Annotated in this window: 15 protein-coding genes; 10 read left to right on the plus strand and 5 right to left on the minus strand. The window is 41.6% G+C overall.

Annotated elements, in window-relative coordinates; genetic code table 11:
* Positions 1 to 703: 703 nt before the first annotated feature.
* The 3 genes from ACVW0P_RS14720 to ACVW0P_RS14730 all read left to right on the plus strand — a co-directional run bounded on the left by ACVW0P_RS14720 (position 704) and on the right by ACVW0P_RS14730 (position 5,710).
* Entirely contained in the window at positions 704 to 1,627 is a 924-nt protein-coding gene (locus ACVW0P_RS14720; protein ID WP_457132762.1) for a hypothetical protein, read from the plus strand.
* A gap of 525 nt (positions 1,628 to 2,152) precedes the next feature.
* On the plus strand, positions 2,153 to 2,695 hold the full coding sequence (locus ACVW0P_RS14725) for a cupin domain-containing protein (RefSeq protein ID WP_457132763.1): 543 nt from the start codon (positions 2,153 to 2,155) through the stop codon (positions 2,693 to 2,695).
* A 114-nt stretch (positions 2,696 to 2,809) separates the two neighbouring features.
* Positions 2,810 to 5,710 carry a hybrid sensor histidine kinase/response regulator transcription factor gene (locus ACVW0P_RS14730; RefSeq protein WP_457132764.1) on the plus strand — a complete coding sequence of 967 codons (2,901 nt, stop codon included), beginning with the start codon at positions 2,810 to 2,812 and terminating at the stop codon, positions 5,708 to 5,710.
* Positions 5,711 to 5,816: 106 nt separating this feature from the next.
* Here ACVW0P_RS14730 and ACVW0P_RS14735 read toward each other — a convergent pair whose 3' ends face one another.
* The 4 genes from ACVW0P_RS14735 to ACVW0P_RS14750 form a co-directional block, all read right to left on the minus strand.
* Entirely contained in the window at positions 5,817 to 6,299 is a 483-nt protein-coding gene (locus ACVW0P_RS14735; RefSeq protein WP_128533040.1) for a YybH family protein, read from the minus strand.
* A 30-nt stretch (positions 6,300 to 6,329) separates the two neighbouring features.
* Positions 6,330 to 6,842 carry an SgcJ/EcaC family oxidoreductase gene (locus tag ACVW0P_RS14740; protein WP_457132765.1) on the minus strand — a complete coding sequence of 171 codons (513 nt, stop codon included), beginning with the start codon at positions 6,840 to 6,842 and terminating at the stop codon, positions 6,330 to 6,332.
* A 63-nt stretch (positions 6,843 to 6,905) separates the two neighbouring features.
* Positions 6,906 to 7,988, minus strand: coding sequence for a formylglycine-generating enzyme family protein (locus ACVW0P_RS14745; RefSeq protein WP_457132766.1), 1,083 nt, complete (start codon positions 7,986 to 7,988; stop codon positions 6,906 to 6,908).
* A 1,147-nt stretch (positions 7,989 to 9,135) separates the two neighbouring features.
* Positions 9,136 to 9,858 carry a hypothetical protein gene (locus tag ACVW0P_RS14750; RefSeq protein WP_457132767.1) on the minus strand — a complete coding sequence of 241 codons (723 nt, stop codon included), beginning with the start codon at positions 9,856 to 9,858 and terminating at the stop codon, positions 9,136 to 9,138.
* Positions 9,859 to 10,025: 167 nt separating this feature from the next.
* Between ACVW0P_RS14750 and ACVW0P_RS14755 the strand changes: the two genes are divergently transcribed.
* From ACVW0P_RS14755 to ACVW0P_RS14765, 3 genes are all read left to right on the plus strand, one after another.
* Positions 10,026 to 10,340 carry a winged helix-turn-helix transcriptional regulator gene (locus ACVW0P_RS14755; RefSeq protein ID WP_457132768.1) on the plus strand — a complete coding sequence of 105 codons (315 nt, stop codon included), beginning with the start codon at positions 10,026 to 10,028 and terminating at the stop codon, positions 10,338 to 10,340.
* A 4-nt stretch (positions 10,341 to 10,344) separates the two neighbouring features.
* The gene (locus tag ACVW0P_RS14760; protein WP_457132769.1) at positions 10,345 to 10,629 is read left to right on the plus strand and encodes a hypothetical protein; all 285 of its coding nucleotides are present in this window, start codon (positions 10,345 to 10,347) and stop codon (positions 10,627 to 10,629) included.
* 140 nt (positions 10,630 to 10,769) lie between these two features.
* Positions 10,770 to 11,291 carry a transposase gene (locus ACVW0P_RS14765; RefSeq protein ID WP_457132770.1) on the plus strand — a complete coding sequence of 174 codons (522 nt, stop codon included), beginning with the start codon at positions 10,770 to 10,772 and terminating at the stop codon, positions 11,289 to 11,291.
* A 270-nt stretch (positions 11,292 to 11,561) separates the two neighbouring features.
* Here ACVW0P_RS14765 and ACVW0P_RS14770 read toward each other — a convergent pair whose 3' ends face one another.
* Entirely contained in the window at positions 11,562 to 12,560 is a 999-nt protein-coding gene (locus ACVW0P_RS14770; RefSeq protein ID WP_457132771.1) for a quinone oxidoreductase family protein, read from the minus strand.
* A 106-nt stretch (positions 12,561 to 12,666) separates the two neighbouring features.
* Between ACVW0P_RS14770 and ACVW0P_RS14775 the strand changes: the two genes are divergently transcribed.
* The 4 genes from ACVW0P_RS14775 (at position 12,667) to ACVW0P_RS14790 (ending at position 15,096) form a co-directional block, all read left to right on the plus strand.
* Complete coding sequence (locus ACVW0P_RS14775) at positions 12,667 to 13,044, plus strand: winged helix-turn-helix transcriptional regulator (protein ID WP_457132772.1); 378 nt, start codon at positions 12,667 to 12,669, stop codon at positions 13,042 to 13,044.
* Between the two features lie 243 nt (positions 13,045 to 13,287).
* Positions 13,288 to 13,785: an N-acetyltransferase family protein gene (locus tag ACVW0P_RS14780; protein WP_457132773.1), complete on the plus strand. Its 498-nt coding sequence runs from the start codon at positions 13,288 to 13,290 to the stop codon at positions 13,783 to 13,785.
* A 254-nt stretch (positions 13,786 to 14,039) separates the two neighbouring features.
* A complete protein-coding gene (locus ACVW0P_RS14785; protein ID WP_457132774.1) occupies positions 14,040 to 14,615 on the plus strand; it encodes a Crp/Fnr family transcriptional regulator in 576 nt (191 codons plus the stop codon).
* A 64-nt stretch (positions 14,616 to 14,679) separates the two neighbouring features.
* Positions 14,680 to 15,096 carry a DUF4267 domain-containing protein gene (locus ACVW0P_RS14790; RefSeq protein WP_457132775.1) on the plus strand — a complete coding sequence of 139 codons (417 nt, stop codon included), beginning with the start codon at positions 14,680 to 14,682 and terminating at the stop codon, positions 15,094 to 15,096.

Here is a 15,096-nt window from a genome sequence, read left to right on the forward strand (position 1 = left end):
GGAAAAGGGCATGCCTATATCGAACGGATGTTCGCGTTTTTTAAAGCGGGCAAGAGGTTTGAAATATTCTTTCATGAGGATACATAATTGATCAATATGAACAAAGATGATAAAATTTAGATTATGCCAAATAACCCGATGACTTGTAATTAATACTTGTATGTTGACTAATATTAGCTTTCGCTAACTTTTATAGATACCATTAACTCCCAAAATATATGAGTGATGAATTTAACGATAATGTTCAGTTATCCTTTATTGATAGCACAAAATGTATAGTTTGATATTTCAAGGATATTCCATCATTTTTTTAATAATTGAATCAGTTGGCCTGTTAATACTTTGATTCGAGCCCAGTTTGGGGAAGTAAGGATTGAGCAGATTGCGAAGCTATTCATATTAGCATAACAGCTACAGTAATGACGTTGGCTTACATGATGGCTTTACCTGTCTTTCCAGTTTTCTGACCATTTTATTCCCCTTCGGGAGCATGATTAAAAGTCAATCTTTAGTATTAGGTGAACTTTACTACAGATAATTGTTTGTCGAAAAAAATGTCAAGAATTCGAAAGGAATTGCTACAAACTCGCAAGTGTTTTTTATTCTATTGATGTTTATTTGTGATGGTTATAATACTGGTAACTTAATACTTTCACCGGCATTGCCTCAGTATCAACAAACAACATTTAAAACACCTATTACTATGAAAACATTCATCAAACCACTGGTTTATGTCATTGGGGTATGCACAACCTTGTTATTAAGTAATTGCCAAAAAAAAGATACTGGCCCGAAACCGATTCCGCCTGTTGACAGCACCAAAGTACAGGCCATGTACCCGGCTACACAGACGAAAAGCAATGGAGGTGTGGCATATACTTACAAATACGAATATGATAAAGGTAATAACCTTGTAAAATATTCCCGGACCGACAATGTTGTTACATATAACATAAGTTCGAGCCAGGTAGATATACACGTCAATGAGTACGCCTCGTCTAACCAAGCACTCATACATACCAGCACCACCAGTTTTGTTTATAATTTAGCAGGGCTACCCGATAGTCCTGTTAACATTTACACTACTGCGCCAACCCAGGTTACCTGGACTTACTTTGATAAAGATGAGCCAAACGGACCTGTCAAAAGTAGGCCGGGAGATTTATGGCAGTTTTTGAATAATCAAGATGGCTTGCCTGTAAATGCGATCACCGCTGACGGCGGGGGCTTCCGTTATGATTACACTTACAACGATAAAGGTAACCTTGCATATGCCGGATTTGTACGCCTGTCCGGTATCCGAGTTGGTGAAATGTATGAACGTATAAGCTTTACCTCGTTTGATGACAAACATTCACCTTTTTCGGCAATTAAGGCTTATTGGGAAGCATCATATCCTCAAGGTGCTACCTGGGAATACGCACTGGCATATTGTAAAAATAACCCTAAACAAATACTTACTGAAATTTACGATGTTACCAAAAACGGTTTTGTTAAATACCAACAAGATGATTTGACCTATGTGTATAATGACAAGGGTTACCCTATGCAGATTACGATAAATACCACTTATTTTAACGCTACCTCAACCCATTACACGACAACTTATAACTATACTTATAAATAAGGAAAATGGTCGGCAAGCAATTCGTTATGTGAGCGTATTCGTAATTATATTGTCGTGATTTCAGAAAAAATCAAAACCCATACCGGACGATACGTCTGCGGTGCTAAACACTTACTTGCAACTAAGCAAAACGGAATACAAAAAACCAGATAATTTACCTGTTTTCGGTACCTGTTTTGGCTTTACTGCTGGGTTTCGGTGTAGGCTATGTGAACTGGCAATGGTATTTTCAGGCCTGGCGTGCAAATACGCTGCTTATGATCGCGGGCCCTGCAAATCTCCGGATTGAAAATAATTTGCTAAACCACATAAAACCAGGCTGCTCATTTACCAATATCAAATCTTGACAAGATTGTCAAATTAAATTTCGTGAATTGTATACTGCGGAATAGCTCTTACTTCAGGATTATCCGCATTGGCTCGCCAACTGTACAAATCATGTGGCGAATGTTCATATAACTCACCTGTCTTAATTTGCGTTTCCTGTAGTCGTTTTAATTAGTCGAATCGGAATTTTACTCTATTATGAAAAGAAAACAATTTATCAATGGTATTTCCGCAATTGCAGCCGCAATAACACTTCCATTAAATAGTATTGCCGGGGCATTCAACAAATTGCGTGAACAGAAAGGTTATAAGATTGCCTCAGGAAAAGATCGTGCGGAAAAGCCGATGCATTTGTTTGAGGGCGACACCTTTTATACCAAGGTGGCAAGTGCTGACACCGATGGAGATATGTATGTGTATGAATCGACAAGGGTAAAAAAAGGAGGCCCTAATCTTCACGTGCACCCCGATCAGGATGAGTGGTGGTATATTATAGAAGGTGAATTCAAGATCAAGGTAGGCGACAATCTATATGAAGTAAAGGCCGGTGACAGCGTTTTCGGCCCAAGGGGTGTACCACATGCCTTCACTAAAGTAGGCGGTGAGGGTGTCGGCCGCATGCTCACTACTTTTCAGCCTGCTGGTAATTTGGAAGCTTATTCCCTGGCGCTGAGCAACGGCGTTATGAAAGGCAAAACCGAAGCAGAAAGGATGAATTCAAGAAAAACCATGGATTTATAGCTATGGGGCCGCCATTGGATTATCTTAAGAAATTTTGATATCTTGCTGTCAGGCTAAATGTTTGTATATACCTACTCATGGCATATGTGTTCAAATAAATCAATTCCAATCTTTTTGCTGATTTGTGTTTGGTTATGCAACTGCACCCAGCTTAAGGCTCAGGATACAATTACGATCAGCGGTAAAAACTTTGGCAAGTTTCACGAGATCTCGCTAAGGGATAAAAGCTGGTTATTCCATCCCGAACCTGTTAGAGGTGGTGGAGAGCCGGCGCTCGGCTTATTCGGCTGGCAACCCCTTCATTTTACCGGTTTCGGCAAAGCAACGCTGCCTGCAGGCTGGCATGGGATCGGCTGGTTCGCCATATGGCTTAAAGCCGGTCCGGAGCTGGCTAACCGAAAGCTTGGCCTACGGATTAATCATGACGGCGCTTCTGAAATGTTTATCGATGGTAAACCAATAGGCGGATATGGGAAATTGGGACGCTCCGCACAGGAAATGGAAGCCGTCAGGGCACCATGGGACCTGACGCCGTTGTGGTTCAGTGACGGGCGACCGCATCTGTTAACTATTCACTATGCCAATCACATCGGGGTTTATCCCGATTTTTACGGATTTGAGGTATTATTAGTAGATTATCAACCCTTCGCGCAGCGCATGCGTCATAAACTAATACTTTACCAGTTTGCACCCATATGCGCTGCTGCCGGGCTCATTCTCGGCCTGCTCCATTTGTTATTGTTTTTCTTTTACCCGCAGCGAAAGCTTAATCTTTACTATGCGGTTTACGTTATACTTACTGGCATTAACGGCATCGTTATTTACGAATATTATTTCACAAGCTACCCGACTGTGCAATATTTCGCCGATTTTATGACCTGTTTTATTAAGGTATCGCTCCTCTGGTCCGGACTGATGCTGCTCTATATGCTTGATTACGGACGGGTCCCACGATGGCGGTTCCTTACTTTGTCAGCAATAGCCTTAAGTTACATCATTTCATACTTGATCAGGTTTTATATTTTCCCCGGTCAAAGCTGGCCGGATGGCTTTTCTATCGTCTTTTTTGTTTGCAATATTGATGGCTTTATTTCGGTGTATCACCTTATCTGCAAAAAACGGCGAAGTGCCTGGCTCGTTGCGGCGGGCGTATCAGCAGTTACCCTCTCTTATTTTTTTGCATTAGACGACACCTTCCATGTATGGTCATATGGCAATAACGCTATGCGGGTATTTACGTTGAGCATAGGTGACCTGATACTGCCTGTGTGCTTGTCGCTCTACCTGGCGCTCGACTTTTCCAAAACCACTCAAAGCCTTGCCGCCCGGCTCAAAGAGGTGGAAATTTTATCAGCCGCAGCCCTATCCCTGGAAAGTGAAAAAAGGGAAATGGCATCAGCGGAGGCCAGGAAACTTGAGTTAATGGTGCAGCAGCGCACCGCAGAACTAAAAGAAAAAGCGGAAAAACTGCACGAACTGGATGCTGCTAAATTTCGCCTGTTCACCAATATCGCGCACGAATTCCGGACGCCGCTTACATTGATTATCAACCCTGCGCGCGAACTGCTGGCCGACGCGAATAACCCGAATACCGAAAATTATCACAAGCTCATTTTAGGCAATGCCGAACGCCTGCTTCAGCTGATCAATCAATTGATGGAATTAAGTAAGCTGGAACATGGTTTAATGGAACTGTCCCTGTTGCCACTTGATTTGGTAGCGCTGATCTACGATCACCTGCAAAACTTTGAAACACTTGTTGTGCAAAAAGGTATTTCCCTGCACTTCCGTTGCAGTCACAAGCAATTATGGGTACTGGCAGACAGGGAAAAGCTGGATAAGATTTTCCTGAACATCATCTCCAATGCGGTGAAGTTTACGGATACCGGGCGTGTGGACGTTTTTCTGCAACAGAACGAACATGGCGAAGATAGCTTTACCATACAGGTACGAGATACGGGAAAAGGCATACCGCAATCAAAACTACCGCATATTTTCACCCGCTTCTATCAGGTGGACCCTGCCGCAAGTTACGTACCGGAAGGAAGCGGAATTGGCCTGGCAATAGCAAAAGAACTTGTGGAGTTGATGGACGGGCAAATATTGGTAAAAAGTTGGGAAGGAGCCTACACAGAAATCACCGTATTATTAACTCTCCCGCGGGCTACTGCTCCCGAAACTGAGGATGAAGAAGGCCTTATCTTAAACGATGAAAATGCCCGGTACGCCTTAGGTGAGGATGACGACAGGCCGGTTATCCTTTTTGTGGAGGATCACCTGGAGTTACGCGATTTTGTAAGAAGGCTATTAGCGGATCGTTATCGCGTTTATACGGCTACCAACGGCACCGAAGGTATAGCGCTTGGTATGGAATTGGTACCGGCGCTGATCATTACAGATGTGATGATGCCAGGGCAGGACGGCTACCAGTTATGTAGAGCTTTTAAAGAAGAGCCCCGTACCAGTCATATCCCTGTTGTGATGCTTACTGCCAAAGCAGATTCAGGCCACCGCCTGTTGGGTATTGAAACCGGTGCAGATGCCTACCTGGGCAAACCGTTTGATAAGCGGGAATTGATGGCCACGGCCAATAACCTGATCATTCTTAGCCGCCAGCGGCGTGACGCTGCGGGAACGAAAAATCGCTGGCTTAACGACCCAGCCTATTTACCTTCTATAGAACAAGCATTTATGAAAAAAATACAGTTGGCCGTAGAAAAACATCTTGATGATGCCGGCTACGGAACCGACCAACTGGCTACAGAAATAGGCCTGAGCCGCATACAGCTTCATCGCAAGCTTAAAGCGGTTATAGGTACAGCGCCGGGAGAACTGATACGGGTTATTCGCCTTCAATACGCCCATGCCTTGTTACAAAACCGCACTGCTACCGTTGCTGAAGTTGCCTACCAGGTAGGTTTTAGTAACCCGGCCAGTTTTTCCGCCAGCTTTTCACGGCATTTTGGTTTCCCTCCTAAAATGGTAACAGCAAATCCGGGAAATGCAGGTAATTAACAGAATAGCTGAAGTAACCGAAGTTAGTGCTAACCAAAGAGCGAGATGGTATTGAACCTAATAAAAGCTGACCATAGGCATTCTAAAGACTGGTTATGCGCGCCTCCTATTTTATTCCCTTTTCCAGCTTGGCGTTTTGCCCGGCAAGTATCTTCCAAACGCCGTCGCGCTTAATCAGGATGATTGTTCTGCGAAACTCAAACGTTTGGCCGGGAAAACGTTCATCGCCATCCAAACCGGTACGCACATGCGAAATAGCGACATCAGGATGCGTGTAGATAACATCCTCCACCGCGCGGGTATAATAATGAGTAGCCTTGAAATAGGTTTCATGTACCTGCTTATAATGTAATTGGATATCGTCCCGCCCTTTATAGTAGGCGCCAAACCAATTTACCCATGTGGCATCGGCTGTATAGTTATCAGCCAGTCCTTTTGGATCGTGCCGGTTCCACGCATCCTCATAATTTTTGATGAGCTGCCTTATCGCTGTGTTTTCTTTTGTGGTATCCGCTTGCTGGCTGTGGGCTTTAATGCCAAGCAGCATGCACGCACCCAAAACAACGAATTTAAAATAGTTGATTTTCATGGTATGATGTTATAGGTGATAGTTCAATTGTCAATTCGTTTTGATAGTTATGGGATTGTGTTTTGCGGCCTCTGGATCGATAATGGTATTTTGTCCAGCAGATAATAACCATATGCCACTTTTCTTCTTATAGACCAACATTAATAAATTGTCCGTTTCGGGCGTTCTATTATTACCGCGATCGATTCCGTCTGGTGGAAAAAGAGAACCAACATGACAAACTAAATTTGCAATGGCAACATCACCCGTTAGAAAACGGATGTTTAAGCTTTTTTGTGAAAAAGGAACTCCATTAAAGAAAACATCAAAAGTGCTTTGGTGTGCCATTTTTACATCTTTTCTTCCTTTCCACCACATACCTACAATGTTTACCCATTCAACATCTTCAGTTGTATATAGGTCCATGTTTTTAAACTCATGAGTATTCCAATCAGAAATCATACGGGTAACTTGGGTTTCAATTGATTTTTCATCACTTTGAGCATAACAAAATAAGCTACTCATCAATAAAAGAGCGGTAAGTGTTAATTTGAAATTTGGCATTTATTTAATTTTCAATTGTTTTGATGTTGCCCCGTCAAGTCCTTCAAATACAAAAAGCAGGCTCTATAGTATTCTGGCTACACGAAAACCCACCCCGCCACTGCGATAATTGTCTATTGTAAATCCACGCCCTGGAGCCCAATTACGAAATCCTGAACGAATCATCTGTGGGGGATCTCCCCAATCACCGCCGCGTACCATCCTGCTATCACAGGATCTTTTTCCATTCATAAAAGAATACCTGCCGGTCATCTTTAATATAACATCAGTTTTGTAAGCAGAGCCATCGGCCGGTACGTCAGAAAGCGAAGCTGAAAAGCAGTCCTCAACATATTGCAACACATTTCCCTGCATATCATATAACCCGAATTCATTTGGTGGAAACGATCCTACAGGCGAAGTACACATCCATTTGTCACGCTTTGAGATCATTCCTGTCCAGCCAGAATCAGCACCGTAATTAGCAAACTCATGACTGGCCGCCGTTCCCCACGGATAAGCTGTAGTGGTACCTGCTCTTGCAGCATATTCCCATTCAGCTTCAGTTAATAAGCGGTAAGTGTATCCTGTTTTTTTGCTTAACCATTTTACGTAATCCTGTGCATCGTTCCATGTTATGCAAACAACCGGGTGAGTGCTATCTTGTGTGAAACCAAGATTGCGCCAGGATGCGTTAGGGTTATCGTCCCAATCTTTTCGTGTCGTGTCCTTAAAACCACTAAATGCACAGCCGCCCATTACCGGGCGACTCGTGGCTTTTACGAAAGCTTGCCATTGCCCCAGTGTTACATCAAACTTGGCCGCCGCAAATTGCCCGACACTCACACTCTTCTGCGGTCCTTCTACAACAGAATGCCCATCTTCGTTCTCCGGGCTGCCCATAGTAAATTTACCTGCAGGTATCACTACCATAACCGGACAATTAAAACAATCTTTAAAGGATTGTCCCGGCTTGAGTTTTTGTTGGGCAAGGGCAGTAATTGTGATGAAATTAGTAGAAAGTATTAGCAGGGCTACAGCTAAAATGTTCAATCTGCTTAAAAAGGACCTTATATCGCAGTTAATAGATATTTGCTCATTTTTTTTTGTCCATTGGGAATATGGGACTATTTTTTTACAGGTAGCGTTGTTTCGAAATTGTTTCATTACTGGTAGGGTTTTAAGCTTAATCATATGGCTTTAGACTGCCTAAAAAATGATAAAGCAAATTTAAGTCTTCAGTTTTGATTTATTATTAACTGTAATTTTAGAACGCAAATAAACATTATATTAAAAAAAAACACGTACGAGCTTGTTGCAAATCCTTTCGATTTTGTTTCATTTTTTCGTTCAGGAACTATAAAGCCAGAAACTATAAATAATAGTTAAAATATGCAGATTCTTTGATTCACTTTAGAAATAGGTTGAAGATTGTTTGATACGCTTTGAAAACCTATGTTTCTATAGAATTGAATAGCGGCAGCCCTTGCTGCAGCGGAGTAAAGCATATTGCCATTTGCGGATCAGCTATAGGTCTGCGACAAAAGAGGAAAACAAAAAAAAGCTTACCATCGTTGTGAAATAACCGATTTATTAGTCAATAACCAAGTGGTTCGAATTATCTCCAGGTCTGGGGACAAAGGGGCTGTATCATAAATGGTGCAGCCTCGTTTCATGCTTTTGTTTGACGATGCCATATACAAAATGCCGTTAAAAACCGATTATAATAAGTGTCAATAACAAGATGGTTAATTCCATTACTTACCTGTTATCTTGCATCAGGAGTTGTATTGACATTAATGTGGCTATTTTATGATATAAACCGATTTTTCGCTTTTAGAGGTTAATACGGCGTTTTCACTGGATAAATATCTGGATGCTGTTATCAGGAAATTTGAGGCGTTAGGCATGCAGGTGTCTGTCAAAGAAACACAAAAAACCAATCAGAACAATATTGAATCTGCGTTTTTAGAATCTGACACAGTTTGGAAGGAGTGACGTCCCAAAACGGTCTGGATCAAAACCTAATATCAAGGTCTAACTTAAAGTCGATACCGAACTGCCGCTGGATTGTTTTTCAGTCAGGTTGTGACAAAAAGGGTTAGAGGCACTTTAAACAAAAAAACTGTCAGAACAAACTAACAGGCTTTTCTTGTGATCAAGACTTTGTGTTTATCCAACCATTCCCTTTGATTCTAAAAGACAATTGCTTAACGCTGAAAAATTTACAAACTTAAAATGAGTTTTTTAGTGATTGTGTTAGATTTTCATCCGAGCTAACGCCGGCGGTCGGAAATCATTTCCATCGGGCGTATCAATTGAAACCGATTTGGATAATTTCAATGCAGACGATGACATGCTCTGGTTGAACCTTGTTATTTTCATCTCTTAAATAAGCTACCCGCTTGGTTGGCAAGATCAAGCCACCAAACTGTTGATGGTCATAAACATAGTGTGTAACCGGAACTGAACCCAAAATGTCTGCAAAATAATCATGCCGTCTTAAATGGCCGTATTTGTCAAAATAGAAGAATTGCACCTTGCTGTGGGTCACGATGTGATCAGGGAAAGTAACTTCCAGGCAACGCCATTGCTCATCATTTTCAGTATGCGATTCAACCTCTTTGGCCTTGAACCCTGAAAGATCAAAGTTAAAGGGCATAGTCAAATAGTTCCAGATCGCATATCCAATGAAATATAAAAGATCCAGCATATCCCATTGGGATGAAGGTCCGTGATTGTTAAATGATTCCTTTGGATTACGGCGCTCTTGCAAGATTTTACCGTCCGTTGATTGAAGAACAACTTGATTCGGCTCAAAGATACCTTTTAAATTAATTCCCGTAAAGGGGAAGAAGCAGACCTTTTGTTCATGGCAAGATAAATGCAGGTGAAGATCATCCAAAATCCCACCCACGCCTTTAGCGGGCCACAACCGGCCTGAAATGCTCATGTGCACAGACATCTTTTCTTTTTTTTTCCAAGTGGCCGTCCCCACATTTGCGGCCAGAACAAATTTCAATAAATCATTTTCCATTAACAGTTGAATTGATAAAAATTTACATCAACGATACTCGTTATAATTTCAATAACACAACGAAGTTATTACATTTAGGATTTATATTTGTTGCTGATATACTCCAGTATATCGACAGGAACATGGGACAGTGCAAAGAATTGATAACCCCAGAATGTGTAAAGGATATGAAATATCTTCAAGATACACTTTACGTTATCAGCGGTAAATGGAAAATGCTGATCATTATTTCTTTACATAATGGAAGCAGGCACTACCGCGAAATTGCGAGAACCCTGCCCAATATTACTTTTCGAATGCTTTCTAAAGAACTTAGAGAACTGGAGCAAAATAAGTTGATTACACGTGCGGTCCATGATGAAGCTTCTTTAAAGATCGAATACAATATCACAGCCTATTGCCAAAGCTTAATCCCGTTGATCTCTGAGATGATAAAATGGGGCAAAGCGCACCGGAAAGTAATTTGGCCAAGGCCGTTATGAAATTTTGTCAAAAATTGCCTGGCAATATGCCCAGCATGTTGCCGCAGATGAGGACAAGATGCTGGAGTCGCCGGACTTTACAACGATAGATAGTGAAAAGGTGAAAGCCATCGTAGTTCAGCTCAGTGAAAAGCTGGCCACAAAAGACAACATCGACAAAAAGATCAAAGCGAAGCCGAAGTATATCACCAAAACTTATCCTGAAAGCATCGCTAAATACGAACAGCCGGAAGCGATGCTGATGGAAAGGAGCAGCTATTGCAAAACAGACCCCGATGCCACATGCTGAACGGCCAGTTAAAGCCGGGGTATACTGTCCATATATCCACCTTCAGCATTAACTATACCATCCACTCCACCCCTACAGACACTAATACATTAACAGCGCACTTGGGTTAACACGAAGCAAGTTTTGGAAAAACACCCGGTGTGCTTATTGCAGATGCAGGTTACGGCTCTGAGGAAAACTATTCTCTGCTCGAACAAAACAACGTCAGTGCCTTTGTAAAGTATGGGATGTTCGATACAGGACAAAATGAAAATCACAATAACAAACATCCTTTTGCTGCAAACAAGCTTTTCTATAACCGGGAGAATGACCACTATATCTGCCCGATGGGACAGCAGATTGGTTGTATAGGAACTTACACCAGGGAAATCGCAACGGGTTTTAAGCAAACGGTAAAAAGGTACCAGGCCCAAAACTGTGCTACCGGCCCGCTTAATGGTGCTTGTCATAAGTCGAAAGGTAACCGGATCATCGAGCTCAATGAAAACCTTAACAGGCTAAAGAAGCAGGCTTATGAACTGCTGAACAGCGAAGAAGGAATACAGCGGCGAAAGAAACGGTGCTTTGACGTAGAGCCAACATTCGGAAATATCAAACAAAACCACGGTTTCAGAAGGTTCCTGCTCCGGATAAGGAAAAAGTCGAGATTGAATGGGGACTGATCGCAATTGCACAAAATTTAAGAAAGAAAGCGGCTTAAAAAGCTTTTTTATTGACTGGTTTCTCACTCGGAAATCACTTTATCCCATTTTTAGGGTGAAATATTTCTCACATCAGCAAAATAATAAATAAACAAAAAAGACCGCATCATTTGAATTATGATACGGCCTCTTACTATGATTGCATCTCTTACAATGTTTTAGAGTCAATTATTGTAAAATTCATAAATTACTGAAGAAATTGATTTGGGGCCAATATGGCGCATAATGGTTTTAAAGGGGTTTTACAATTGCTGGCACCAAAATAATACTACCCGTAGTTTTACGTTCTTCCAGATCAGCGTGTGCCTGGTTAGCATTTGACAAAGGATATATTAAAGGCTTTTTTAATTGGAATACTTTGTTTCGCACCAAGGAGAATATCTCGGGCAATGCTTTTCCTGACTTATCCTGGTAAGCCGGATAATGATTTAATACAGCCTGTACAAAGTTTATTTTTCTTTGCTCAATAAACGCAGTATTAATTTCTGGCATACCGGATGCCCAACCGTACAGCACCGCACTTCCACCCGGTTTAACCAACTCAAGCGACTTTTGAAATGTGGCAACGCCAATACTATCATAAAACACATCAATACCCTTGTCATCTGTAATTTTCTTTACCTTTTCAGCAAAGTTCTCGGCCGATATATCAATAACGAGATCAAAACCTCGCGTTAAGGCAAGATCTTTTTTAGCTACGCTGCCTACAGTACCAATTACAGTAGCACCAATAGATCTCGCCCATTCACTTAATAGAGTTCCAACACCGCCGGTCATGGCATGGATCAGCACAACTTCCCCTGCCTTCAACTCATGACTTTGTTTTAATAACATATGTGCAGTCATGCCTTTTATCATGATTGACGCAGCCTGTTCATATGATATATCGTCAGGAAGTTTAAAAATTTCTTTAGCAGGAAGGATTCGTCTTTCGGAGTAAGCCCCATTTGAGCCGTAGTAAGCCACCCGGTCGCCCACCCCAAATTCTTTGACGCCATCACCGGTTTGTTCAACGATTCCTGCTGCTTCTAATCCGATCAGTGCCGGATACGCAGGCATAGGGAAAGTACCGTTACGAAAGAAGACATCCAGAAAATTTACACCAATTGCTTTTTGGCTGATTAATACTTCTCCTTCTCCAAGTTGCGGAATTTCAGTATGTTCATATTTGAGTACCGCGGGTTTTCCTGGTTGTTCAATACGGACAATGCCGCTTGTTATTGTGTTCATCTGATTTGAATTTATGAATGCAAAGCTACCATGACTAGCTTCCCTTTCGGTATCACTTTCCCAAAGGGAAGTAGTCTCCTTCGGGGAAGTATAGTAATTTTGCAATATGGAAACAAAGTCGGTTGACGGACAGATATCGGTAGATTGCTGGGAGCGATTAAGAGCGATCAACGATACAAAGGATATATTAAGCGGCAAATGGAAGGTTATGATCATCGCCTGTTTAGCTTCATTCGGAAAAAAGCGATATATGGAACTACATCGGTTATTGGCCGGTATCGGTACCAAAATGCTTTCGAAAGAATTGCAGGAATTAGAGATCAACGGTTTAATAACACGAACTGTAATGGACACTAAGCCGATTACCGTTGATTACGAGTTGACCAGCTATGGCCGTAGTTTAAAACCTATAATCGATGAAATGGCTTTGTGGGGGATGCATCATAGGGGAAAAATAATTGGTGAAATAACCAAAAAAAAATAATTGCATGGCATCGCGGCTATTTGCTCTGGTTTTTTAGATGCTTTTTTCTTATGGGAAAATGGGCCGTGGAAAACATTGCTAATTTAGAAAAAGTGCCTATGAAAGGTGCTACGCTGATTTTGGGGGCATCGAAAGTCGGCTAATCAACCGGTGGTATTACACGGATCTTCGCAATATGGTAAACAGGTTATCCGAATATTTTATTATTTATTTTACAGTTACATCCTACCAATATATTTCAAAATGGAAATCGTCATAGCCAAACAAGAACACTTAGAAATAATAAACCGAATAGCGAATGATACTTGGCCACATACTTTTGGCAGTATACTTTCTAAAGACCAGATAACCTATATGCTCGACTGGATGTACAATCCGGATGCGTTAATGAGACAGACAATAGAACTCGGGCATCATTTTATTCTTGCGAGTGAAAATGGCGATTATTTTGGCTACGCGTCTTACGAGCTTAATTACAAACAACAAACTAAAACCAAAATTCACAAAATTTACATATTGCCGGGAAGCCAGGGGAAAGGTATCGGCCTACTATTAATGAACTATATTGAAAATGCTGCTCTGCAAGCTAAGAACATCTCACTATCCTTAAATGTCAACAAAGATAATTCAGCCGTGATATTTTATCAGCGTGTAGGGTTCGAAATTACAGGTCGGGAGGATATTGATATCGGTGATGGCTTTATTATGGAGGATATTGTGATGGTGAAACAAATAGGTTAGAAGCCAAAAAAACTAACCACACATATCCGGTACTTTTGCCAACGAACTCGAAGGTAACACGGAATAGAAAACAACTGGTTTTTCTATCTAATCATCGAAATTCATTGTTCTGGGCCAAACCCGCAATGGTCTGAGTTGCTACTCTCTATTTCAGCGATGTTCCGAGTACGAGGTACGCATTCATTAATTTAAGGAATACTAAGTCTCTTTGTGTAGGATATATAATTCCGCAAACGACTTGCTTATATTTGTACATGGACCTGCTGATTGAATCAATTCGACGTTACATTCCACTTTCTGAAGCGGATGAAGCGATCATTAAATCTTTGTTTCGCGAACAACAACTCGAGAAAGGCCAACATCTTCTGGAAGCTGGTAATGTCTGTAAAAATATCATTTGTATCGGGCTGGGGTTTGTTCGATATTATACGATAATTGATGGAGAGGAAAAAACGACCTATTTTAATAAGGAAGGTGAATTTGTATGCGACTATGCTAGTTTTCTGCCGCAAATGCCCTCACAGATCAATATCCAGGCGTTAGAAAACTGTCTGCTGTACACCATTAGCCATTCCAATATCCAGCTATTTTATGAACAGGTGAAGCATGGCGAAAAATTCGGACGGCTCGCCCTTGAAGAAGTCTATATCAACCTAATCAACCAGGTGCGTTCGCTTTATAATGATCCGCCCGAAATTCGCTACCAATTGTTTTTATCGAGGTTTCCTGACATTGGGCAACGCGTGCCACAATACTATATCGCCTCCTATGTCGGGATAAAGCCACAGTCATTAAGTCGCATCAGAAAACGGCTTACCGGAAAGCATTAATTAACCTTGGTGAATGGCTGCTTGTTTTATGTTAGAGACCTTTGTGTTATAAATAAATTATAACATGAAAATAAAAAATGCAATGGCCAATTGGGGCCCTCGCTCGGCATCCTATTGGATGACCTTGCTCATCGCAGCGGGAATTATTATTATCGGCGTTAGGTTTATGCTGGTTCCACGGACTGGTGCAGCGGGATTTGGAATTCCACTTTCCAGCAATTTAGACCTTGCCTTTGGCAGGATAAAAGGGGTACGTGATATATTTTCAGGTTTGGCGCTTTTACCCTTGCTCTTTTTTAGAATGAAGAAGGCGACGGCATATGTTTTTACGGCGGCGATCATTGTCCCGGCTACAGATTGCCTGCTGGTTTATCTGAATAACGGGCCGATAATGTCACAGCTGATCCATGGAATAACAGTGGTTTATATGGCGATAACGAGTTATATACTGTTAAGGGATACAAAAAAAACCACAGCCTGA

This window comes from Mucilaginibacter sp. UYNi724 (genome assembly GCF_054057495.1).

Coding starts and splice junctions, on each gene's coding strand:
- ACVW0P_RS14720 (WP_457132762.1), top strand. CDS start 704: ATGAAAACATTCATCAAACCACTGGTTTATGTCATTGGGGTATGCACA.
- ACVW0P_RS14725 (WP_457132763.1), top strand. CDS start 2,153: ATGAAAAGAAAACAATTTATCAATGGTATTTCCGCAATTGCAGCCGCA.
- ACVW0P_RS14735 (WP_128533040.1), bottom strand. CDS start 6,299: ATGAAAATCAACTATTTTAAATTCGTTGTTTTGGGTGCGTGCATGCTG.
- ACVW0P_RS14740 (WP_457132765.1), bottom strand. CDS start 6,842: ATGCCAAATTTCAAATTAACACTTACCGCTCTTTTATTGATGAGTAGC.
- ACVW0P_RS14745 (WP_457132766.1), bottom strand. CDS start 7,988: ATGAAACAATTTCGAAACAACGCTACCTGTAAAAAAATAGTCCCATAT.
- ACVW0P_RS14750 (WP_457132767.1), bottom strand. CDS start 9,858: ATGGAAAATGATTTATTGAAATTTGTTCTGGCCGCAAATGTGGGGACG.
- ACVW0P_RS14755 (WP_457132768.1), top strand. CDS start 10,026: ATGAAATATCTTCAAGATACACTTTACGTTATCAGCGGTAAATGGAAA.
- ACVW0P_RS14770 (WP_457132771.1), bottom strand. CDS start 12,560: ATGAACACAATAACAAGCGGCATTGTCCGTATTGAACAACCAGGAAAA.
- ACVW0P_RS14775 (WP_457132772.1), top strand. CDS start 12,667: ATGGAAACAAAGTCGGTTGACGGACAGATATCGGTAGATTGCTGGGAG.
- ACVW0P_RS14780 (WP_457132773.1), top strand. CDS start 13,288: ATGGAAATCGTCATAGCCAAACAAGAACACTTAGAAATAATAAACCGA.
- ACVW0P_RS14785 (WP_457132774.1), top strand. CDS start 14,040: ATGGACCTGCTGATTGAATCAATTCGACGTTACATTCCACTTTCTGAA.
- ACVW0P_RS14790 (WP_457132775.1), top strand. CDS start 14,680: ATGAAAATAAAAAATGCAATGGCCAATTGGGGCCCTCGCTCGGCATCC.